19 protein-coding genes and 1 riboswitch are annotated in these 20,441 nt (G+C 37.4%); of the genes, 4 read left to right on the top strand and 15 right to left on the bottom strand.

Translation table 11 applies throughout. The features are described from left to right. Positions 1-4 precede the first annotated feature (4 nt). On the bottom strand, positions 5-1,648 hold the full coding sequence (locus ACR2MV_RS14415; protein ID WP_434022762.1) for an AMP-binding protein: 1,644 nt from the start codon (positions 1,646-1,648) through the stop codon (positions 5-7). A gap of 83 nt (positions 1,649-1,731) precedes the next feature. Further along, positions 1,732-2,649: a tRNA (adenosine(37)-N6)-dimethylallyltransferase MiaA gene (miaA, locus tag ACR2MV_RS14410; protein WP_434022761.1), complete on the bottom strand. Its 918-nt coding sequence runs from the start codon at positions 2,647-2,649 to the stop codon at positions 1,732-1,734. A gap of 166 nt (positions 2,650-2,815) precedes the next feature. On the opposite strand from miaA, the gene ACR2MV_RS14405 reads away from it, so the two are divergent. Beyond that, positions 2,816-5,314: an Ig-like domain-containing protein gene (locus tag ACR2MV_RS14405; protein WP_434022759.1), complete on the top strand. Its 2,499-nt coding sequence runs from the start codon at positions 2,816-2,818 to the stop codon at positions 5,312-5,314. A gap of 2 nt (positions 5,315-5,316) precedes the next feature. Here the strand turns inward: ACR2MV_RS14405 and ACR2MV_RS14400 are convergent, their stop codons facing one another. From ACR2MV_RS14400 to ACR2MV_RS14370, 7 genes are all read right to left on the bottom strand, one after another. After that, on the bottom strand, positions 5,317-6,147 hold the full coding sequence (locus ACR2MV_RS14400) for an ion transporter (protein ID WP_434022757.1): 831 nt from the start codon (positions 6,145-6,147) through the stop codon (positions 5,317-5,319). Further along, positions 6,144-8,123 carry a DUF3857 domain-containing protein gene (locus ACR2MV_RS14395; protein ID WP_434022755.1) on the bottom strand — a complete coding sequence of 660 codons (1,980 nt, stop codon included), beginning with the start codon at positions 8,121-8,123 and terminating at the stop codon, positions 6,144-6,146. The genes ACR2MV_RS14400 and ACR2MV_RS14395 overlap by 4 nt, the downstream gene beginning before the upstream one ends. A 79-nt stretch (positions 8,124-8,202) precedes the next feature. Further along, complete coding sequence (locus ACR2MV_RS14390) at positions 8,203-9,285, bottom strand: exonuclease domain-containing protein (RefSeq protein WP_434022754.1); 1,083 nt, start codon at positions 9,283-9,285, stop codon at positions 8,203-8,205. A 15-nt stretch (positions 9,286-9,300) separates the two neighbouring features. After that, on the bottom strand, positions 9,301-10,308 hold the full coding sequence (locus ACR2MV_RS14385; RefSeq protein ID WP_434022753.1) for a M28 family peptidase: 1,008 nt from the start codon (positions 10,306-10,308) through the stop codon (positions 9,301-9,303). Positions 10,309-10,348: 40 nt separating this feature from the next. Next, entirely contained in the window at positions 10,349-11,140 is a 792-nt protein-coding gene (locus tag ACR2MV_RS14380) for an ABC transporter ATP-binding protein (protein WP_434022752.1), read from the bottom strand. Positions 11,141-11,147: 7 nt separating this feature from the next. Further along, the gene (locus ACR2MV_RS14375) at positions 11,148-12,179 is read right to left on the bottom strand and encodes a FecCD family ABC transporter permease (RefSeq protein ID WP_434022751.1); all 1,032 of its coding nucleotides are present in this window, start codon (positions 12,177-12,179) and stop codon (positions 11,148-11,150) included. A 54-nt stretch (positions 12,180-12,233) separates the two neighbouring features. Beyond that, positions 12,234-13,382, bottom strand: a complete 1,149-nt coding sequence (locus tag ACR2MV_RS14370; RefSeq protein ID WP_434022750.1) for an ABC transporter substrate-binding protein — start codon at positions 13,380-13,382, stop codon at positions 12,234-12,236. Between the two features lie 102 nt (positions 13,383-13,484). Continuing rightward, a riboswitch (cobalamin riboswitch) is annotated at positions 13,485-13,677 on the top strand. A gap of 24 nt (positions 13,678-13,701) precedes the next feature. On the opposite strand from ACR2MV_RS14370, the gene ACR2MV_RS14365 reads away from it, so the two are divergent. The 3 genes from ACR2MV_RS14365 to ACR2MV_RS14355 are packed head-to-tail and all read left to right on the top strand — an operon-like array spanning position 13,702 to position 17,050. Next, the gene (locus tag ACR2MV_RS14365) at positions 13,702-15,522 is read left to right on the top strand and encodes a TonB-dependent receptor plug domain-containing protein (protein WP_434022748.1); all 1,821 of its coding nucleotides are present in this window, start codon (positions 13,702-13,704) and stop codon (positions 15,520-15,522) included. Positions 15,523-15,528: 6 nt separating this feature from the next. Then, positions 15,529-16,587, top strand: a complete 1,059-nt coding sequence (locus ACR2MV_RS14360; RefSeq protein WP_434022747.1) for a YncE family protein — start codon at positions 15,529-15,531, stop codon at positions 16,585-16,587. A 28-nt stretch (positions 16,588-16,615) separates the two neighbouring features. Next, complete coding sequence (locus tag ACR2MV_RS14355; RefSeq protein WP_434022745.1) at positions 16,616-17,050, top strand: hypothetical protein; 435 nt, start codon at positions 16,616-16,618, stop codon at positions 17,048-17,050. 21 nt (positions 17,051-17,071) lie between these two features. On the opposite strand, the gene ACR2MV_RS14350 is transcribed toward ACR2MV_RS14355, so the two are convergent. Genes ACR2MV_RS14350 through ACR2MV_RS14325 form a run of 6 tightly spaced genes read right to left on the bottom strand, consistent with a single transcriptional unit; the run spans position 17,072 to position 20,354 of the window. Beyond that, on the bottom strand, positions 17,072-17,512 hold the full coding sequence (locus tag ACR2MV_RS14350; RefSeq protein ID WP_434022743.1) for a DUF2147 domain-containing protein: 441 nt from the start codon (positions 17,510-17,512) through the stop codon (positions 17,072-17,074). Then, a complete protein-coding gene (locus ACR2MV_RS14345; RefSeq protein ID WP_434022741.1) occupies positions 17,509-17,706 on the bottom strand; it encodes a hypothetical protein in 198 nt (65 codons plus the stop codon). The genes ACR2MV_RS14350 and ACR2MV_RS14345 overlap by 4 nt, the downstream gene beginning before the upstream one ends. Beyond that, positions 17,703-18,134: a DUF2147 domain-containing protein gene (locus ACR2MV_RS14340; protein ID WP_434022740.1), complete on the bottom strand. Its 432-nt coding sequence runs from the start codon at positions 18,132-18,134 to the stop codon at positions 17,703-17,705. Before ACR2MV_RS14340 ends, ACR2MV_RS14345 begins: the two co-directional genes overlap by 4 nt. Beyond that, positions 18,131-19,060 carry a YihY/virulence factor BrkB family protein gene (locus tag ACR2MV_RS14335; protein ID WP_434022739.1) on the bottom strand — a complete coding sequence of 310 codons (930 nt, stop codon included), beginning with the start codon at positions 19,058-19,060 and terminating at the stop codon, positions 18,131-18,133. The genes ACR2MV_RS14340 and ACR2MV_RS14335 overlap by 4 nt, the downstream gene beginning before the upstream one ends. 6 nt (positions 19,061-19,066) lie before the next feature. Next, positions 19,067-19,597 (bottom strand): KdsC family phosphatase, encoded by a 531-nt coding sequence (locus ACR2MV_RS14330; protein WP_434022803.1) that lies wholly within the window; start codon positions 19,595-19,597, stop codon positions 19,067-19,069. Then, positions 19,578-20,354, bottom strand: coding sequence for a Rossmann-like and DUF2520 domain-containing protein (locus tag ACR2MV_RS14325; protein WP_434022737.1), 777 nt, complete (start codon positions 20,352-20,354; stop codon positions 19,578-19,580). The genes ACR2MV_RS14330 and ACR2MV_RS14325 overlap by 20 nt, the downstream gene beginning before the upstream one ends. Positions 20,355-20,441: the final 87 nt, after the last annotated feature.

The raw sequence follows: 20,441 nt of genomic DNA, 5'->3' as shown, positions 1-20,441 counted from the left end.
CTATTTATTCAAATAAAACAGCATCCGGAGCATCAAACCATGATCTATACATAGGTCTGTGAATCCTTTCCACATGACTCCTTTTAATTTTTAATGTTGGAGTCATAAGCCCGTTTTCAACGGTCCAGTCTTCTTTCATTACCACCGCTTTTTCTATTTTTTCATGTTTTTCGAGGGAAGGATTGATGTCGAGAATAGATTGAAGTAAACTTTCGCCTAATTCGTGTTCTGATTTGTTTTTACCAATTTCTGAAGGAATAATTAGCATAATTGGCTGAGGAATTCCCATACCAACGATACATACCTGTTCTATATCCGTATTCTTAGAAAGTTCCAACTCCATTGGTGCCGGAGAAATGTATTTACCTTTATCAGTCTTAAACTGGTCTTTTGCCCTTCCTGTTATGGTCAGGTAGCCGTCATGGTCATACTCTCCCAAATCACCCGTTTTTAAATACCCATCGCTGTCAAAAACTTTGGAGGTTTCTTCGGGGTTTTTATAATAGCCTAACATCAGGCAGTCATTTTTTACACAAATTTCTCCGATGTCGGATAGTTTGGCCGTAGCCCCCACAGTAAATTTACCAACAGTACCTATTTTATTTTCTTTCGGTAGATTGCAATGAGAAATAATACAATCTTCCGTCATGCCATATCCTTGAATGATAGTAATCCCAAGCTTTTTAAACCAAATCATGATACTTGTTGATAAGGGAGCAGCTCCTGAAGCTACATATTTGGCATTCGCAAGCCCCAATTTTCCCTTGATCTTGTTTTTTAAGATCTTGTTGAGGATGGGGATGCGCAGCAGCGTGCTTAGTTTGGATTGAGGCAGGCCTTCCAGTATTTTCTCCTGAAATTTTGCGTAAATTCTGGGAACAGCAAAAAATAAATCTGGTTGAGTTGCTTCCAAATTACTGGCATAGGTATCCAGCGATTCTGAAAAGGAAATGGTTCCTCCCACATAAATAGCTCCCATTTCAATACCAATTCTTTCAGCAATATGAGACAAAGGCAGGTAGGAGAAATAAGAAGGGTGCGGAGGTAGGGTCAGTGTATTGATCAGATTTCGGGCAGCATTAATGAAATTTCGATGACTGTGCATAACTCCTTTCGGGGTTCCGGTTGTTCCGGATGTATAGATAATCGTTACAAGATCCTCGGCGTTCGGCATCTCAAAACTTTCCAAAGGATCTATAGATTGAATAATAGATTCCCATGTTTCTTCCTCTTTTATTCCATACTTTTCTACACTTATCTTTGGCAGCTTAGTGAATGCTTTTTCCTGAGAAGTGTAATTATCTAATTTACCAACAATCAGTAGTTTACTTTCACTATGATCAACAATAGGTTGAATAGATTTATCATTAAGGGTTGGATAGATGGGTACAGAAATATGCCCACTCATCATAATCGCCAGATCTGACAAAACCCAGCAATCACAGTTTTTCGAAAGCAAGGCAATTTTACTTTTAGGGGCTAAATTTTTATTGAGAAGCGCCTGGGCAATTTGTCGAACCTGTCTTCCACTTTCTTTATAAGTTAAGGATTCAATTTTGCCATTTATGGGTTGCTTCAAGAATACATTTTCCGGAGTCGTTTTTTCCCAAAACAAAAACGCTTCAAGGGGTGTTTTAAAATTTGTCATTCCGTGATTTTCATTGCTTATTAGTACAAGTTATAAAAAATATGTGAAATTACGTTTGCCTGGATTCAAATCGAATATGTTTACTACCCGCCTTGAGCAATAATTGTTTCGATATATGCTATTATTTCTGTAGGCTCGGTTTGAAAATCAAACCATTTAATTTCCGGATCTCTTCGAAACCAGGTTCCTTGTCTTTTCGCAAACCTTCTGGTATTTTTTTTAATCTCCTCAATGGCAAAGTCCAAGCTCACATCACCGTCAAAATATGTAAACAATTCTTTATATCCAACGGTTTGAAGGGCATTTAATTCTCGAAAGGCGTATAGGTTTTCAGCTTCTGATAGCAAGCCATGTTCCATCATTAGGTCAACCCTTCTATTAATTCGATCATACACTATTTCCCTTTCAGCTGTAAGACCGATTTTAATACTTTTAAAATTTCTTTTTTTGGCATGAATTCCCAGGTAGTAGGAGTAAGGTTTGCCTGAACCAATAGAAATTTCCAGCGCTCTGATCAATCTTTGCCTGTTATTAATATCGATACGATCAAATGAGAATGGATCTACTTCCTGAAGTTGTTGTTGTAATGGAACAATACCTTCAAGCTCAAGTCTTGTTTTTAAGGTTTCCCTTATTGCTTTGTCTATTGTGGGAAAGTCATCTAAACCTTTGATCACTGCATCTACATACAATCCGCTGCCACCCGTTAAAATGAGATTTTCTTTTTGTTGGAAAAGTTCATTCAGGAGATGTATCGCGTCCTTTTCAAATGCTCCCACGCTGTAATCTTCTTGAATCGATCGATTTTGGATGAAGTGGTGCGGGGCCGCTTTTAACTCTGTTTTGGAAGGTACAGCGGTGCCAATAGACATCTCTTTATAAAATTGTCGAGAATCACAGGAAAGGATATCTGTTTTAAAGTGATTGGCCAATACGATGCTAAGAGCAGTTTTTCCAATAGCAGTAGGTCCGATAAGCGTAATTAGGTGCTTGTTTTTCATTGATTCAAAAATAGTCAATTCACTTCATTTTTTTATTTCATTGATTGATAAATAAAACCGAATGATTTAGGGGAAATAAATACGGTAAATCAACGTTATATATTGGATTACTACCAAGGTATCAGATGCTATGTTTAAAAGAATTTTCTTTGTTGTTTGCATATTGATGAGTATTCATACCGCCTGGTCTCAACAAATTGAGATTCAGGGCAACGGAATGATTATTCCAGGTAACTGGACGAATACACCCATGCCTTCAGATCATACATTGTTTGATGCCACACCGGTTTCAGGAACGAGAATTCATACATTTAAACTAACCAATACAGGGAATCAAGGAGTTACTGTTGAATCGATACGAACAAATTCAAGTTCATTCGCGGTCGAGGGGAGAATTGGAAGACTTGCTGGGAATGAGACCAAGACTTTTGACATTTCATTTGAACCCACCAGTACAGGAGATTTTAATGCTTTTGTGTGGTTTCGGGTTAAAATTGGCCGATCAAGAATGGTTTATGGATTTAGAATTGCAGGAATTGCAACCGACGCAACGGGTGAATCGGAATTAATGATTACCCAGTACTATGAGAATGGAAGTGATGATGTCGTGGAAATTAAAAACTTAACCAATTATGATATCAAACAAAATGAATATCATCTGGTTAAATTTAATCGCAATGACGATCTGGACAGCCCTCCAAGATCACAAAATACAGTTAGTATTGGAAGGTTGGAGCCGGGTGAAGCAGTTGTATTCAACGAATTAAATTTAAGAGGGAATGAGGTGGTCATTATTTCAACTTCCAAAGGTAGAAATAGCTATCGAGATCGTATAGATATTATAGGGGAGCAAAGATTATGGGGCCGAGGTCTTTCCTTTAGCAAAGGAGCCTGTGCAAGTGAGCAAGCACATACTTCTTTTAACATAGAAGACTGGATCGAGCTTGCAGTTGAAAAAGTAGATCAGGCCTTGTCAATTCAAAATATTGCATTAGGTATGTACCAGGCCGGACCTATTTCATGGACGAATTCAGGCTGGACCGGGAACGCTTTGCCTGACCAAACAAGAGAAGTTTTTATTGAAGCCGCGTACCAGGGAGATATTAGAAGTATTGAGGCCTGCGACCTGACAATTAATGCGCTGCTGGATTTTAATTACAACAATACCAACTCAGTTATTGTCTATAAAAACCTTTTTATTAATGATTCATTTATTTTGGGCGATACCGAATCGATGGTGATGTATGATGACAATGCTCAGATCACTGGAGAGATTCAAAAGATAGAAAAATCGACATATAGGAATAATGCCTATGATTTTACCTATTGGTCAAGCCCTATTGATAATCCATTACTTTCAGCAGTCTTTACTGAAGTAAACGCCAACCGTTTGTATTATTATGACCAATCCCAGACCACAACTTCCGATAAGAATCATCCGGATTTTTGGTCTACATGGCTTTTGGCCTCAGGAACTATGCAGAATGGCATGGGTTATGCCGCTGAGGGAAAAACAGGGACCACAGGAATTCATCAGATACAGTTTATAGGAAAACCGAATAACGGAGTCATATATAAAGAACTTGATTTTCACGATGATGATGATGTGAATTCGGATCTAAACAATGATTTTAATATGTTGGGTAACCCATATCCATCTGCCATTGATATCGAAGTTTTTTTCGAACTGAATGCCGCTACTATTGAGCCAACGGTTTATTTGTGGACCCATGCGACGCCTATTGATGGTGAATCAGGAGATTATTCTTTTGATGACTATGCCAGTTACAATTACTTGGGCGGAACGAGTATTGCGCTTCCAGGAAATGGAGGGGTCGTTCCAACTAAGAATATCGGATCATCTCAAGGGTTTTTTGTCAGGGCCAGGAGCGAAGGCAGCGTACTCTTTAATAATTCCATGCGTATGGAAAACGCAAATGATCAATTTTTTAAAGGGCTTATCAGGAAGGATAAGAAGCAAATGGCAGACAAGGATCGGATTTGGTTGAATTTAACAACCAATAAGGGTGGCTTTAATCAACTTTTAATAGGATTTGATGCCGACGCTACTGATGGGTTCGACAGTGGTTATGATGCCTTGAAATTCAATGGTTCAAATAAAATTGGATTCTATTCGCTTTTAGAGGAGGACAAATTGACCATACAGGGACTGGGCTCTTTTACGACGGATAAAAAATTGACATTAGGATTTGACACGAAGGTTGATAATCGACAATACAAAATTTCCATTTCAAAAATGGAAGGAAAACTGCGCGAAGCTACGATCATACTGAGAGACAATTTGTTGATGCTCGATCATGATCTGAAGGATGCTCCCTATATTTTTGATCATCAAAAGAATGGAGAATATAAGGACCGATTTACCCTTCGTTTTTTACATGCCTTTCCCGTAACTGATCAAGTGGCAGAAGAGAATGATTCGATTGTTGTGACGAATGAAGAAGATGTTTTTACGGTGACAAGTACAGATGAAGTAGCAACGGCAAGTGTTTTCGATATCAGAGGAAGGCAGGTGAAAATCATATATCCCAACGATAACTCTTTTGAATTTATTGAGTCGGAATCCAAAAAAGGGGAGATTCTTCTGTTGCAACTAGAAATGAGGGATCAAAAAAGAATTGTAAAAAAACTTTACAAACAATAGTTTTAAAAATCTAACTTCTCACCACATTTAAAGCAAAAGCTGGCATTGTCTTTATGTTTTCCTTCAGAACAGTTTGGACAGGCATGCGTATTAACATCTACGTTTTGCCCCATTTCTTTGGCCATTTCAGCCCCAACAATTCCGGTGGGTATAGCGATAATACCATAACCTAATATCATGACCAAACTTGCCAACAATTGCCCCAAGGCTGTATTCGGCGCAATATCTCCATATCCAACTGTCGTTAAGGTCACTATTGCCCAATAGATACTTCTAGGAATACTGGTAAATCCGCTGGGGTCTCCCTCAATCAAGTACATGATGGTACCTATAATCACGCAAATAATAAGTACTGCTGAGATAAAAACAAATATTTTAAACCTACTTGCAATTAGGGCTTTTCCCAGGTTGTTGGTAGCACCAACAAAGCGGACTAACTTTAATATTCTAAATATTCGAAGCAACCTCAGGGCCCGAAGGGCGACCAAGGCATGTGCTCCACCAATAAACAGAGACAGGTATTTCGGAATGGTTGACAAAAAATCGATGATGCCATAAAAACTGAAAATATAAGATTTCGGCTTTTTAACGCTGATAATCCGGACAATGTATTCAATCGTAAAGAGCACAGTGATTACCCATTCCGATATATTAAAAAAGTTATGATACTTTGCATCCAGCTCCTTCACGCTTTCGAGCATTACAAGCAGAATACTGAATAGGATGGCAATTATAATGATCAGGTCAAAAATTTTGCCTTCTCTTGTATCAGCCTCATAAATTATTTGGTGCAATCTGGCTCGCCAAGAATTTTTCGAGATGTTACTTTTCAAGAATCTGTAGTTTTCTCTAAAGATATTAAACTATTACTATTTTTGATGATTTCCTTGAATAAATCCTTTAAAGACTGGTATTTTTCTGTGTTATAAATTGTGTAATTCAGTTTTAAGTGAGTGAAAACAATTAATTCATTGTTATTTACCGTGTAATTCGCAGCAAAGGATCCACCTTTGTTAGGAAGTTTGATCAAGGCTGACTTGGGCAGATTTTTGACAGTATACCCCTGTGGCAATGAAATTTTGATTTTTGACATTTCGTTGAGTTTATAGCCAAAATTAACGGGGTAATTTCGCTCTTTCAATAAAAACGGGTTTTCAGCATAACGTATGATCAGGGGATTGAAATAGATTTGGTCTTCTATTTCGGTATCGAGTTCAATTTCAATATCAAAATTTTCAATGAGGGTAGAATCTAAATTGTGCAACATGTTATTATCATAATTGTCAATCAAGATGTCAGTACCGCGACTTTCCAGATAGTCCAGGTATTCTTTTGCTGGTAATTCTGTAATTTTCTTTCTATTCCATGAAGCATCATACCCTTCACTTTTTACAGTTACCCGCCCTTTGAGCGTACCATCAAGATCCAAAACCATATCAAAAGAGTTCATTTCTCTTGAGTCGATTTTTGGTGATAATGAGTACCAAAAACTACCGTTTTTAAAATCCAGTACCCGACCTTGTCCATTCAAGGTCTTAAATGGCGTCTGACCAAAGGTCATAAATTTATCCGAGGCGTCTAACAGATAGGTTTGTTCATTGATTTTTAGATAAACCAACATATAGTTGAAGTCTGTAATTACCGGATGTTTCTTGGTGGGAAAACCATGATCTCTGGTAGAGACCAGCATTATATGAGCTTCTAAATTTGCTGCATTCAGAGCGTTGATCAATGACAGGTTTATCTCCGGAACGGAACCAGCTTTCTTGTCAAAAGCTTTTTTAGACTGAACATCGTGGTACAAGTCGGCATTTTCTTCATCTAAACTGAAGTGTTTTTGCAGATTATAAAAAATCGCTTGAGCGCGCTCTTCGTCGTCTTTAATCTTAAACAAATCAGCAGGAAGGTTCTTTTTTAGATGACTTTCATTTTTTAGCTGTTTACCAACACTTTGTTTTTGTTTTAAATACTGATCAGTTTTCTCCCATGTTGAGGTAAACTCTTTCGAGGTTCCATCTGGATAATTGACACGTGAGAGTTCAAACTCAATTTTTGAAATGTAGTTTTTACTGGCTGTATTGTATTTTTTAGCTTCCTTGAAAGCTGGTACATCTACCATGGCATAGGTCAAATCTTCACAATTGGCATAGGCACCCTGAATCTGAAAGCAATCGTTTTTGCCGATGGCCAGATTGGTATTCAGTGCCAAGCTGCCATTTAAGTGACGGTTGTAATTCCAGAACCCGGGAATAACGGCATGAAATTCACTGTGAAGTTTTGGGATATCTGATTGAAAGTTCCACCCGACAAGATTGAAGAAAAAATCAGATCTAACCTCATATTGATATTCAATGATACTGCCAGGTTTTAGATTAGGAAACGTAAAGCTCACTTCATCGTATCGTTCGTTTAAAGTTGTTCGAAAAACCTTTTCAGGTTTCAATTCAACCGTTCTGTCACCGTCATTATAGGTAAAACCTTTTATATTTTTGATGCTTTCGGCTCCGTTTGAATCGCTTTTGTATAAATAAATATGAATGGTTGCATTGTCATAACCTTCTTCATTAAATATTTTTATTTTACGGTATACTTTATTTACCATGTAGTTGCTATACGAACCACTTCCGTGAAATGAAACGTTGCTGTGTTCAAAAAGAACAAGGGCGTTGGCTTCGGGATCCTTTGGATAGGATGTCATCTGAAGCGCTTCGGTACTTATTTTTCCAAATGTATAAGGAAGTTGATTTTTGTTTTGAGATTGTAGCGTGCTAACGAGAATTAGCATGGCCACTAGCATAGACTTTTTCACAGGTTTGGTTTTTTAAGGTTTGTTAAAAAATCTAACGAACTAAAACCTGCAATAGTGTAAATAATGGAAAGATTTTTTATTAAAATCGAATGATTTTTTCAACCTGATTTCCGGAAAGGTATTTTTTGATAATACTATTTTGACTAAGACTGTTATTCGATTTGTTAATCAAGCTTTTAAGGATGTCCAAATTATTGATTTGGTGGCTTAATTCAGTGTAGGCAAACCCTTGAAAATCGTTATTCTCAATTAATACTACAGATTTTTCTTCTAAATTCCTTCCCTTATCAATCAAGATCATATTATCATGATTAAAGCTAACTTTTTCAAAATTCTTTTTTCCACGTTTGTTGAATTTCGGTTTTAAAACTGATAGTTCTTCCACAAACTTTAAGTCGGCAATCAGTTCGCTGCCGGTGGCTTCAAAAGTTACATTATCCATTTCTTTTAAAAGAGAACGGTTTTGATTTGAAGTTTTTAGAAAAACCTGATTGACCACCTGTTGGATATTTTTACCTTTTCCAACATAAATGATGTCTCCATTAAATCGATGAAAGTAGAAAAGACCTGATAAGGTAGGTAGGGTGTCTAAAATTTTTAAGAGCTTTCCGGATAAATCTCGCTGATTTCCAACTTTGATGGTTTTTTTAACGATTAATTTATCAGTGTCTTTTTGTAGCAGGATCTGAAAAAGTTTTACAGTGGCTAAGGCGTCACCATTTGCTCGATGCCTGTCGCTGGTTGGGATACCTATAGACCTGCATAATTTGCCCAGGCTATAAGATTCCTGATCGGGCAATAAAACTTTGCTTAGCTCAACGGTACATAAGGTAGGGATGTCGAAAGGGTAGCCCAGTCTTGAAAATTCGTTTCTGATGATTCTATAGTCGAAACTCGAATTATGTGCTACCAGAATACATCCATCAGTGATTTCAATAACCCTTTTGGCAATTTCATAAAACTTAGGTGCGTTGCGGAGCATCTTGGAATTGATCCCGGTTAAATTAACCACAAAGGGCTGGATTTCTCTTTCCGGATTCACAAGACTCACAAAAGAATCAATCACGTGTTGTCCGTCAAATTTATGAATGGCTATTTCAGTAATGCCTTCTTCATTGAATTTACCTCCAGTAGTTTCAACATCAATTATAGCGAAGTTCATATGATTCTTAAGATATTATTTTTCATCAAGAACCAATCTGTCCTCTCTATTAGCAATTTCCCAGGCGGTATAAAAAACCAATTGGGTTCTCAGCGCCAGCAAATCAAAATCGATTTTATCCGCAGTATCAGTTATTTGATGATAGTCTTCGTGTGTACCGTTAAAATAAAAGATCACAGGGATATTGTTCTTGGCAAAATTATAATGATCTGATCTTTCATAATACTTATAGGGATCATTCAGTTCATTATAGGTATAATCCAATTTCAGGTTGGTAAATTGCTTATTCGCTTTTTCTGATAATTTATGAAGGTCACTACTCAATCGGTTCGAGCCAATCAAATAGATGTAGTCTTTTTTATCCATATGAGCCTCATCCACGCGGCCTACCATATCAATATTTAAATCGACAACGGTGCTGTCAAGAGAAAATACGGGGTTTTCTATATAAAATTGGGAACCATAGAGACCTATTTCTTCTCCGGTAAGATGAAGAAAGAGGATGGAGCGTTTGGGCCCATTGCCTTGCTTTTTTGCCAATTGAAATGATTGTGCCAATTCCATGAGGGCAGAGCTTCCTGAGGCGTTATCATCGGCACCATTATAGACCTCGTCATCTTTCATTCCTAAATGGTCGTAATGAGCTGATATCACGACAACTTCATTTGGAAATTGACTCCCCTGAACAAAAGCCAGTACATTTTCGGACGGACCACTTGATTTATTTTCAAAATACGTCACCGGAATTTCCTGAGTGTATTCCGGGTAGGTAGTAGGCGCCAGAAGGCCTATATGATCGTAGTAAGCTGTGAAATAGTTGACAGCCATTTCTTGTCTCTTTTCACCAGTTTTTCTGCCTTCCAAAATGTCGGATGACAACAGATATACGTGTTCTTTTAAATCTTCGGGCTTAATTTGATTGGCATATTTTTCTTTTACTGAATCTTTCGCGGCCCGATCCGTTTTTCCCGTACCACAGGAAACTATCAATAAAACTAAAAGACCAAGTACAAATTGTTTCATATCACTTTGTTGATAATGCAAAAATAAGGATATATTTTTCCTATTTCATGATAAACTGTCCACTTTCTTTGTCGAAGAAAATGGAATTACTATCGAAAATCAAATTTATTTTATCCGATGCTATCAATTCAGAAGGTTTGCCGGAAATAATTTCATCTTCTGTCATAAGCCACATTTTATCAGACATTTGAGTAGCCAACTGAATTTCATGAGTTGAAATGAGAATGGATTTGTTGAGGTGATGCGCTATTTTTTTTAATAGTTTAAAGGTTTCAATTTTATGTTGAATGTCTAAGTGAGCAGTGGGTTCGTCCAGAATTATTAATCCTGTATTCTGAGCCAGTGCCCGGCATATCATCGCTCTTTGTAATTGACCGTCACTAAGCTTATCACATCTTTGAGAGGCCAATTCTGATAAGTGTGATTGTTCAAGAGCTTCAGCTATTTGATTCAAATCAGATTCGTGAAGTTTGCCTATCCAATTTGTATACGGTTGTCTTCCTAAAGCAATCAATTCATAAACGCTTAGATTGCTTGGAGGTATTTTTTCGGTAAGTACCACACTTATAATTTTTGCAAGATCATTTCGTGAAAATTCATCAATGGATTTTTTATTCAAAAGAATATCACCGCCAAGTCTGGGTTGCATTTTGCCAAGCGTTCGTAACAGTGTTGATTTACCAATACCATTTCTGCCTACCAGACACGTAAGTTGTCCGCTTTCCAGACGAACATTGATATGCTTCGACACCTCATTGATTTCTTTCTTTGACGTGTAACCAATACATAAGTCGCTGGTTTCTATAACGGTATGTGAGTTGTTTTTTTGCATTGTTTTGTTATAACACCATTTTTCTTTTACGCAGCAATAACCAGATTACAATAGGAGCACCAAAAAGGGTGGTGATGGCATTGATTGGTAAGGTAAATTCGCTGTTGGGTAACTGGGCAACAGTATCACTGATCAACATGATATTCGCCCCTAACAATGCTGCTGCGGGCATCATAATTCTGTGATCAGAGGATTTGAGCATCAGTTTAGTCATATGTGGAGCTGCAAGGCCAATAAAAGCGATTGGTCCTGCAAAGGCCGTAATAACACCGGTTAGCAAACTGGTAGCTACAAGAATGAGGTTTTTCGTCTGTTTCATATTAACTCCAACACTTTTAGCATAGTTTTCTCCTAATAAGAGGCTATTTAATGATTTGATTACCGGTAGAATTAATAATGTAGCCAAGATGAAAATACTGGCAAAAATAAGGACTTCATTCCAGGTCAAATTACCGAGGCTTCCAAAGCCCCAAAACATATATTGCTGTAGGTTTTCTGCACTGCTAAAGTAGGCCAGTACACTTATAATTGCCGAAGTAAGGCTACTAAACATCAGTCCAATAATTAAAATGCTCATGGTATTCTTCACTTGCTTTGAAACCAGCATGACAGCGAATAAAACCAAAAATGATCCTGTGCTCGCTGCGATACTAATAAACAATTGGGATTGTGCCAGGACCAGAAAGGTACCACCAAGAATTGACGACCCCATGATGAGGAGCGCCACACCAAGGCTTGCCCCGGAACTGATTCCTAAAACATAAGGACCGGCCAAAGGGTTTCTAAACAAGGTCTGCATTAACAGGCCACCCAGAGATAAGCCGGATCCTACAAGAATGGCGGTAATTGCTTTAGGTAAGCGATAATTAAGGATGATGTAGTCCCAGGTTTCTTTCACGCCATCACTACCAAAAAGGCTTCCAAAAACGGCTCGAACAGGTATGTTAACAGAGCCTAAACTAATGTTAACTATAAATAATATCACAAGAAACAAGGATAATAAAGCAATAGTGATTCGGTATGAATTCTGTGTGTTCAAATCTATTCGTTCGAATTTGTTTAAAGGTAAAATTTTTGCATGAATCGTTATTAATTAATCGAGTTTTTGCAGAAAGTATGGTTTATAATCGGGTAGAAGCTCAGGATGTGTCACCTTTATGAGGTCTTTTAAGACGATATGCGGTTGCAGGGGCCCCAGTTCAAAATACTCAACACCACCATTTTCACTTCTACGTTTGGAAAAAGAATAGATCTCTCCGGTACTGAAACTTTGAAATTGTTGATAGTGATTATTTGCTGCCGCTAGTTCTTCAAATGTTGTGTAGTAACCAGATCCAATCCAGAGCTCTGCTTGTTCTGCCTTTTCGAAAACAGATTCAAAACTTAATACAAGACTGCCTTGTCCTTCAGTATCAGACCAGATATAGGAAGTGTTGGCATCCTTGTATAATTGCGCCGTAAAACTATCTCCTGCTGGCAGATTCCATTTGTCTTTATATAAAACTCCCGACATAATGCTGGGGCTTTTCGAGGCCTTGGCAGCAATTTTTTTGGCTTCCAAATAAGCAGTCTCGATTTCAGAAAATATATGAGCTGCTTCTGCATCTTTGTTGAATAAAGCACCAAAAAATTTAATCCATTCTGCTCTTCCTAAAGGAGTAGCTTCCAGCCAATCTCCATTAAATATGACCGGAATACCATTTTTTTCAATATTTGTATAGAGCTTATTCGATTTTCCCATAGAAAAAGCTACCAAGGCATCAGGTTGCAGACTTAACAATACTTCAGTATTAAAATCCTGTTCATTACCTAAATCTTTTACCTGACCGTTTTTTATTCTTTCACGTGTTTTTTTGGATGAGATATAGTCTGTGTTGGGAAAACCTATCAATGTGTTCACTTCATCCAATATTTCAATCATTGGGATATGTGTTGTTGAAGTCGCAACTAATGTTTGCAATGGAACTAGAATTTTATTTTCACCATCAAAATCTCTGAGCTCATCTGAGACCAAAATAAATTCCTGGTATTGTTCCGCATCGGGGTATGGAGATTTTATGATTAGTTTTTTGTAGCCATTAAATTGTTGAATGTCAAAACCTTTAGCGTATTTAATGAATGTTTTAGTATTTGTATTTTCGTTCTCTGTCTGGACTTTTTTAGTTTGCTTTTCACAGGATGAAATAAGCATTAAAACCGAGAGAATAAAAATCATTTTTAATCGGAGTATATCATTTTTCATGATTAAAACGTATTTGATCTGTGCTTGATTTTCGAATGGCAAGTTTACAATATTTTCTAATAATAGCCTTCAATAAATTTTTTTCATAGTCTGAAAGCCGTTACATTTGTCGCGGAATTTGGTCTGGAATAATTCAGATTAAAAATGGGAATCTCGTTAAAATCGAGAGCTGTCTCCGCAACTGTAAGCTTAGCTGATACCATCAGTGCTGTTGTACGAAAAACCACTTTCAAATTGAAGGGAAGGTGAACAACAAGACGCAAGCCAGGAAACCTGCCGAATTTTGAATAGCAATGTTTTCGGAAGAAAAACGATTGGCATGAAAAAACAACTTTATATATTATTTTTGATCTTTGGGGCACTTTATGCCCAGAATGACAAGGTCAATAATCTCGATGAGATTGTTCTTAAGGGAAACTTTTCTCCTGTGGTTAACAGTGGTTATGAGGTTCAGTTAATCTCAGATTCCATTCTCAAGAATTCTTATGAAAGCCTGGGGAACCTCTTGCAAAAACAAGCCAATTTTTATTTTAAACAAAATGGCAACGGCATGGTTTCTTCTATATCGTTGCGAGGTACGAGCGCGTCTCAAACAGGAGTTTACTGGAATGGCATCAGTATTAATTCAGCCTTGAATGGTCAAACTGATTTTAATACCCTCCAGGGAAACAGTTTTGACGAATTAGAAGTTCGGAAAGGAGGAGGAAGTGTGCTATTGGGCAACGGATCTATTGGAGGTGCTATAAATCTCAAGGACAAGGTTCGATATGAGGATGATCAAAAAGCAATTCTACTTGCTGGTGCAGGAAGTTTTGAGACCTATTTCTCTCAGTTAACCGCCTTGTGGAGCAATGAACGCATATTTGCCAAAGTTTCTGGTGGATTGCAACAATCAGCCAACGATTATGAATATTTAGGGACTGATCTGAAAAATGATAACGGGCAATTCAAAAATTATAATTTTAATGCCAGTTTTGGATTTAAGATCAATGAATATCATTCATTAGAACTGAATGCTTCCGTGTTTGACAATGACAGAAATTTATCGCGCACATTAACCACCGAAAGTTTGTCAAATTTAACCAGTAATGATCGACGGGTCTTGTTGACTTGGAATTATGTAGGTGATGCGTTTACATCCTCTCTGAAAACAGCCTTTCTTCATGAGGATTTTGAGTACTTATTTGATAAAAACGATGTCAGTAATGGATCTTTTGGTAAAAGCCAACGTTTTATTGCTAAATATGACCTCAGTTATTTTATCAATAATGACATGTTTTTTAGAGGAGGCCTGGAATTCGAAAATGCTACGGGAAATGGAAGTAGTATCACCAATGTTACACAAAACGACGCCACTGTTTATCTGCTTTTTCATCATGAGCCATTGGATAAATTAATGTACAATGCCAGTATCAGAGCTGGTCTGTCATCAGCCTATGACATACCTTTTATCTATTCGTTGGACGGTAAATATGCATTCTCGAACAAGCTCTCTGTAAGAGCGGCGGTGTCATCAAATTATAGACTTCCAACCTTTAATGATTTGTATTGGGAACCTGGTGGCAATCCAGATTTAAGGCCGGAAAGTAGTTTTTCAGGTGAGTTTGGCCTGGATTATACTGTCAACGCCTTTGCTGTTTCGGGTGCTGCCTATCTTATTCGAAGTAAAGATTTGATTCAATGGCGTCCGGTTACTGCAGATTTTTGGCAACCACAGAACGTCAGTAACGCTTCGAATTATGGTTTGGAATTCTCCGCGGCCTATTCCAAATCTTTTGGTGATCATCTTTTGGAATTCAAAGCGAATTATGACTATAGCATAGCACAGGACGATGATCTGGACAAACAACTTATATACGTACCAAAACACAGAGCTGGGTTCAATGCAAATTATCATTGGAAATTATGGGCTTTTAACTACAACCTGCAATATGTTGGAGAGGTATTTACCACAACAAGTAATTCGCAATCATTGGATGCCTATGCCTTATCTGACATTGGTGTTTATAGAAAACTATTTAAGGAACTTTTGTCAATAGGGCTTAAGATCAATAATATATTTAATGAAAACTACCAGTCGGTTGCCTATCGACCGATGCCTGGGAGAAACTATTTATTACAAATCAACATCAAAATTTAAATCAAAATGAAAAAATCAAACGTATTATTCTATGTGGCTTTTTTAGCACTATTTATCAGTTCCTGTTCTGATGATGAAGGAGGCTCAGATGAACCAAAAGGGGATTATGAAAACGGTTATTTTGTAACCAATGAAGGGCCTTTTCAAAATGGTAGCGGAACCATCACATTTGTGGATGATGCCGGTCCAGTGAGTCAAAACGTATATAAAACTGTTAATAACGAAGACCTTGGCAATATTGTCAATTCAATGTACATAGCTGATGATAAAGGGTATGTAGTGGTTAATAACTCAGGAAGAGTTGTAGTTGTTAATCGTTTCACCATGGAGAAAGAAGCCGTTATTGATGGAGAGTTTATCAATAATCCACGGTATTTTGTTGCTGGGAATGGAAAAGGGTATATTTCTAATTGGGGAGATCCATTTAACGCCGGAGATGACTTTATTACTGTGATCAGTCTAGCAAATAATACTGTTTTAACAACGATTCCAGTAGGCGAGGGGCCAGAGAACCTATTATTGGAAGCAGGAAGATTATATGTTTGTCTTGAAGGAGGCTATAACCAGAACAACAAAGTAGCAGTGATCAATACAGAGGATGATAGTGTTGAAAGTACGATAGAGGTGGGCGATGTTCCTAACTCGATAACCATCGATAGAAATTCTGATATTTGGATTCTTTGTCAAGGAAAGCCAGACTATACCGGAGATGAAACCAAAGGTTCAATTTACAAGATTGAATCAGGTACAAATGCTGTTAGTTCGTTAGATTTTACGATGACACAGCATCCGAAACTCTTGAATTATGAAAATGAAAAATTGTATTATAATTTAGATAGCAAGATCTACAGTATGGACATCACAGCTACTGACATTCCTACGAATTCAATAGATGGTCTGGATGGTGATTATTATACAATGAACATTGATAATGGTGAATTATATGCAACAGATGCAGGAGATTTTGCAAGTGAAGGAAGTTTAAAAGTATTCAATTTAACCTCTGGTGATTTAATGCAAACTATTACGACCGGAATCATACCAGGTCAGGTAGTATTTCCTTAAATTAGCGGTTGATTTTTAAATGGGTCCTATGCGAAATATTCTTCTGATTTGTGTAATCTTGCTATTGGGTTGCCATGTACATGGACAAGAAATTGGTCTTCGTTTCGGAGATATGAATGGGAACAACATAGGAATTGACGCTACGATTCCGATCAAGGAGAAACGAATTCATGCCTCCGTTGGATTTGGAGATAATGTTGGGCTGGATCTTATTTACGATTTTGCCGTGGCATCCATATTTAGAAGCCCTGACCTGCGCTATTATGTAGGTATAGGGCTTACAACTTTATTTGCCAGTGAGTTTAAACTAGGAGTCATGGGAGAAGTAGGCATTGAATATGGATTTCCAAGAACACCTATCAGCATTGGTCTTGATTACCGGCCTGCAATTATCGTGATAGAAAAAATGGACTTTATTTACGGCAATTTTGGATTCAATGTGCGCTATCGTTTTAAAGGATGAGGTAGCTTTGAGGATGAACAACTAGCGGAATCGATTTTCTTTGACTCGGGTCCAATACAAAGTTTTGCCAAAAATAGGGTAACCGACATAGCCTCTTACTCTGAGCAAATCTTTAGCAGCCAGGGAAATATGGCAACCATATTTTTTTCCGTTTTTTGCGTTGAGCATTTTAGCTCCTTGCCAAATACCATCTTTTAGCCTGGCACCTTTGAGAATTACCATTCCTAAGATAGGTTTGTTTTTATTTTTGCCGTTACAACTGTTGCAGAGATCATCCTTGTGTTCATCAGGCAGTATTTCTATAATCTTCACGTATAAGGCATCATCAATCATGTATATTTCAACAATTGATTCCGCAACATTCTTATTAAAAACATCGTATGTTTTCCATTTTCCCAGAATATCCTGAGCAGTCAGCTGGAAACAGCATATAAAGAATGATATGAAAATAAAAGTCCTCATGATGATTCTTTGACTCTGTGCCAAAAGGTGTGTCGTTCCAGCAAGGAAACGCCAACATAGCCACTCATGATGCGTCTTTCTTTTTCACCAACCGGGTCGATACCATACCATTTTCCCATCATAGCCTGTGCAGAAACCACAGGAATTTGAATCAAAAATAAAAGGAAAGAAAGCTTATTTAAAACGCTTTTCATTGTTCTACCCTATACCAATATTCAGTTCGACCAATTAAGGAGAAACCAATATATCCTCTTAGTTTGAGTTTGTTGTCTTCTTCAAGAGAGATATAACATTTGTAGAGCTTACCATTTTTTGGATCCAGAATTTTTCCATCTGTCCATTCTTCACCTTCTTTTGACAGACCTCGAATAATTACAAGACCTTCAATCGGTTGATCTTTGTCCTTTCCGCTACATTCAATACAGGTTTTATCCTTATCTTCTTCTTTAAGGATTTCTATAATTTTTCCGTAAACCTTTTCTCCTTTTTCATAGACTTCAATAATCGATTCATTTTTTCCTGTATCAGGATCAATACTGTACCATTTTCCAAGTACAGTCTGTGCTTTGCCGGTGAATGATAGCAAGACCGCGACAACTGTTAGTAAGAGTAATTTTTTCATTGTTTTTCTTCTAAATTTTTGTGATGCAATTTTAATAAACTTGCATTCAATTCAAATCCGAGGAGCAATATAATAGAATTTAGCCAAATAAAAAGCATGATCACTAAAACGGTCCCAATTGAGCCGTAAAGCTGATTATACTGGGCAAACTTTTCAATATATATTTGAAATATTTTAAAATTAAGAAGAAATAGAATGATGGTTAAAATGGTTCCAGGAGAAAAAAACGAGGATTTCCTTCCTTCCTTTGTTCCAAAGTAATACAGCAAAGAGATGCCGATGAACATCATGCCAATAAGAATGATAAACTGTACGGAACTCAACCAAAAATTGGTGTCGCTAACCATTCCTTGTTCGTTGAGAGATTTAATAAAAAACTCTATCAGAACGACAACACCTACTGTAATGAGCAGTAAGAATGCCAAAACCAATGAGATGGCCAATGAAACCATGTACTGCCTTAACACGGTTCGTGTTTGTATCTGATGATAGGTATATTCGAACCCACTTAAAACGGCATTAACGCCATTGGTCATAAGAAATATGGAGAGAATAAAACCAAAAGACAGCAATTCTCCATATTTATTGGTGGCGATATCATTCAGGACATGGGCCACGGCATCACTGGCTTCTTTGGAAGGCATAACTCTGAAAACCAATGACATAAAATCATCCTGAAACCCTTCAATTGGGACAAAGGGAATCAGCGTCAACACAAATAGTGCAAAAGGAAATAAGGCAATAAAGAAACTAAAGGCAATACTCCCGGCTCTTGAAGTCAAGGCACCTTTCACGATTCCCGAAAGGTACATTTCAAGTAAATCATAGAGATTCATTCCCTCCAATCCAGGGATTTTGATCTTATGAAGCATGGCACTGAGCCAATCAACTACAGGAACATTTATTTTATGGTCTCCTTTACTCATTTTTTATTAATCGTACTTGGCATCGAAATGATCATGCCATTTGTCCTGTACTTTAAGGACTTGTTCAATGACGTCTCTGGCGCATCCCTTTCCTCCATTTTTTTGAGAAATATATGCTGAAATATGCTGAACTTCCGGAGCGGCATCCAGCGGACAGGTCGGCAGACCACAAATCTTCATTACCGGAATGTCAGGGATGTCATCTCCCATATACAACACATTTTTTGGGTCAATATTATAAATGTCGAGATACTCATCCAATTGATCTTTTTTGTGATGAGCTCCCAGATAAATGTCAGTTATTCCCAACCCTTGTAACCTCGATTTAACGGCTGGGTTTGTACCTCCGGAAATAATACATACGTTATATCCTTTATCCACGGCTGTTTTTAAAGCATAGCCATCCTTGATATTCATAGTCCGAACTAATTCACCATCTGGAAATACAGTCACGGACCCATCCGTCAGAACCCCGTCTACATCAAATATAAAGGTGGTAATTTCAGGCATTATTTCTTTATAACTTTTTTCCATGATTATTTTTTTGATAGGTTTTAATGATTGCTTCTGTCAGTAGGGTATAAATTTCTTTTTGCATGCCCTTCAGTTCTTTTTTATGCTTTTGTATGACTTCATGATCAAGTCTCTTTGCAGGTCCGGTCTGTGCCTCTAGAGGATCCAAATATTGTATTTTTTTTCCTGTTTCGACGATTAACGGCCTTAATATATCGAAAGGGATATCAAATTGTTGGCACAGGTCCTCAGCGCAGCTAAACATAAAGTTGCTGAAGTTATTTGCAAAAACAGCTGTTATATGCAGTTTTTCTCTTTTGGCTGAATCAAGGTCAAACACATGCTCACTAATATGAGAGATAAGGGTCCTGATTACATCTAAATCCTCTTTTGAGCTTGCTTCAATGGCGAAAGGAACTTTTTTTAAATTGATTTTTTGTTGTATCGATAGGGACTGTACCGGGTAGATCACACCGATTCGTTGATGTCTGCCAAGTTGCTCCAGTCCCATGGCTCCAGAAGTATGGACCACAATTCCATTCAGGTCTGGAATCAAGGCTGCAACTTCGGCTATCGCTTCATCTTTTACCGCTAAAATATAAATATCAGCATGTTTTAAATGTTTTAAATCTGTCGTATGATCGATAGACGGATCAAATAGGGAATTATTTGATTCACTTCGGCTATAACGTTGAATCAAATCAACATTGTTTGCAGATTGCAGTGCAATAGCCAATTGATATGCAACATTTCCGTCACCGATTAATACTACCTTGATCATAAAGCGAATATACAGAGTTCAGGCTTGAAATAAAAAGTAATTAAAACCCTTTATGCACTAAGTTTTAATTTTCTTCCAGAACAAAAA

Source organism: Lutimonas sp. (genome assembly GCF_051011215.1).
In the GTDB taxonomy this organism is placed as follows: Bacteria; Bacteroidota; Bacteroidia; order Flavobacteriales; family Flavobacteriaceae; genus Lutimonas.
Note: the sequence above shows the minus strand (reverse complement) of the source record. Positions and strands in the feature narration are given on the sequence as shown.

Bases quoted from the DNA above. Each gene is read 5' to 3' on its own strand.
- ACR2MV_RS14335 (WP_434022739.1), bottom strand. From the start codon at position 19,060: ATGAGTAAAGGAGACCATAAAATAAATGTTCCTGTAGTTGATTGGCTC.
- ACR2MV_RS14350 (WP_434022743.1), bottom strand. From the start codon at position 17,512: ATGAGGACTTTTATTTTCATATCATTCTTTATATGCTGTTTCCAGCTG.
- ACR2MV_RS14390 (WP_434022754.1), bottom strand. From the start codon at position 9,285: ATGAACTTCGCTATAATTGATGTTGAAACTACTGGAGGTAAATTCAAT.
- ACR2MV_RS14355 (WP_434022745.1), top strand. From the start codon at position 16,616: ATGCGAAATATTCTTCTGATTTGTGTAATCTTGCTATTGGGTTGCCAT.
- ACR2MV_RS14380 (WP_434022752.1), bottom strand. From the start codon at position 11,140: ATGCAAAAAAACAACTCACATACCGTTATAGAAACCAGCGACTTATGT.
- ACR2MV_RS14340 (WP_434022740.1), bottom strand. From the start codon at position 18,134: ATGAAAAAATTACTCTTACTAACAGTTGTCGCGGTCTTGCTATCATTC.
- ACR2MV_RS14405 (WP_434022759.1), top strand. From the start codon at position 2,816: ATGAGTATTCATACCGCCTGGTCTCAACAAATTGAGATTCAGGGCAAC.
- ACR2MV_RS14360 (WP_434022747.1), top strand. From the start codon at position 15,529: ATGAAAAAATCAAACGTATTATTCTATGTGGCTTTTTTAGCACTATTT.
- miaA (WP_434022761.1), bottom strand. From the start codon at position 2,649: ATGAAAAACAAGCACCTAATTACGCTTATCGGACCTACTGCTATTGGA.
- ACR2MV_RS14345 (WP_434022741.1), bottom strand. From the start codon at position 17,706: ATGAAAAGCGTTTTAAATAAGCTTTCTTTCCTTTTATTTTTGATTCAA.
- ACR2MV_RS14415 (WP_434022762.1), bottom strand. From the start codon at position 1,648: ATGACAAATTTTAAAACACCCCTTGAAGCGTTTTTGTTTTGGGAAAAA.
- ACR2MV_RS14365 (WP_434022748.1), top strand. From the start codon at position 13,702: ATGAAAAAACAACTTTATATATTATTTTTGATCTTTGGGGCACTTTAT.
- ACR2MV_RS14370 (WP_434022750.1), bottom strand. From the start codon at position 13,382: ATGAAAAATGATATACTCCGATTAAAAATGATTTTTATTCTCTCGGTT.
- ACR2MV_RS14385 (WP_434022753.1), bottom strand. From the start codon at position 10,308: ATGAAACAATTTGTACTTGGTCTTTTAGTTTTATTGATAGTTTCCTGT.
- ACR2MV_RS14325 (WP_434022737.1), bottom strand. From the start codon at position 20,354: ATGATCAAGGTAGTATTAATCGGTGACGGAAATGTTGCATATCAATTG.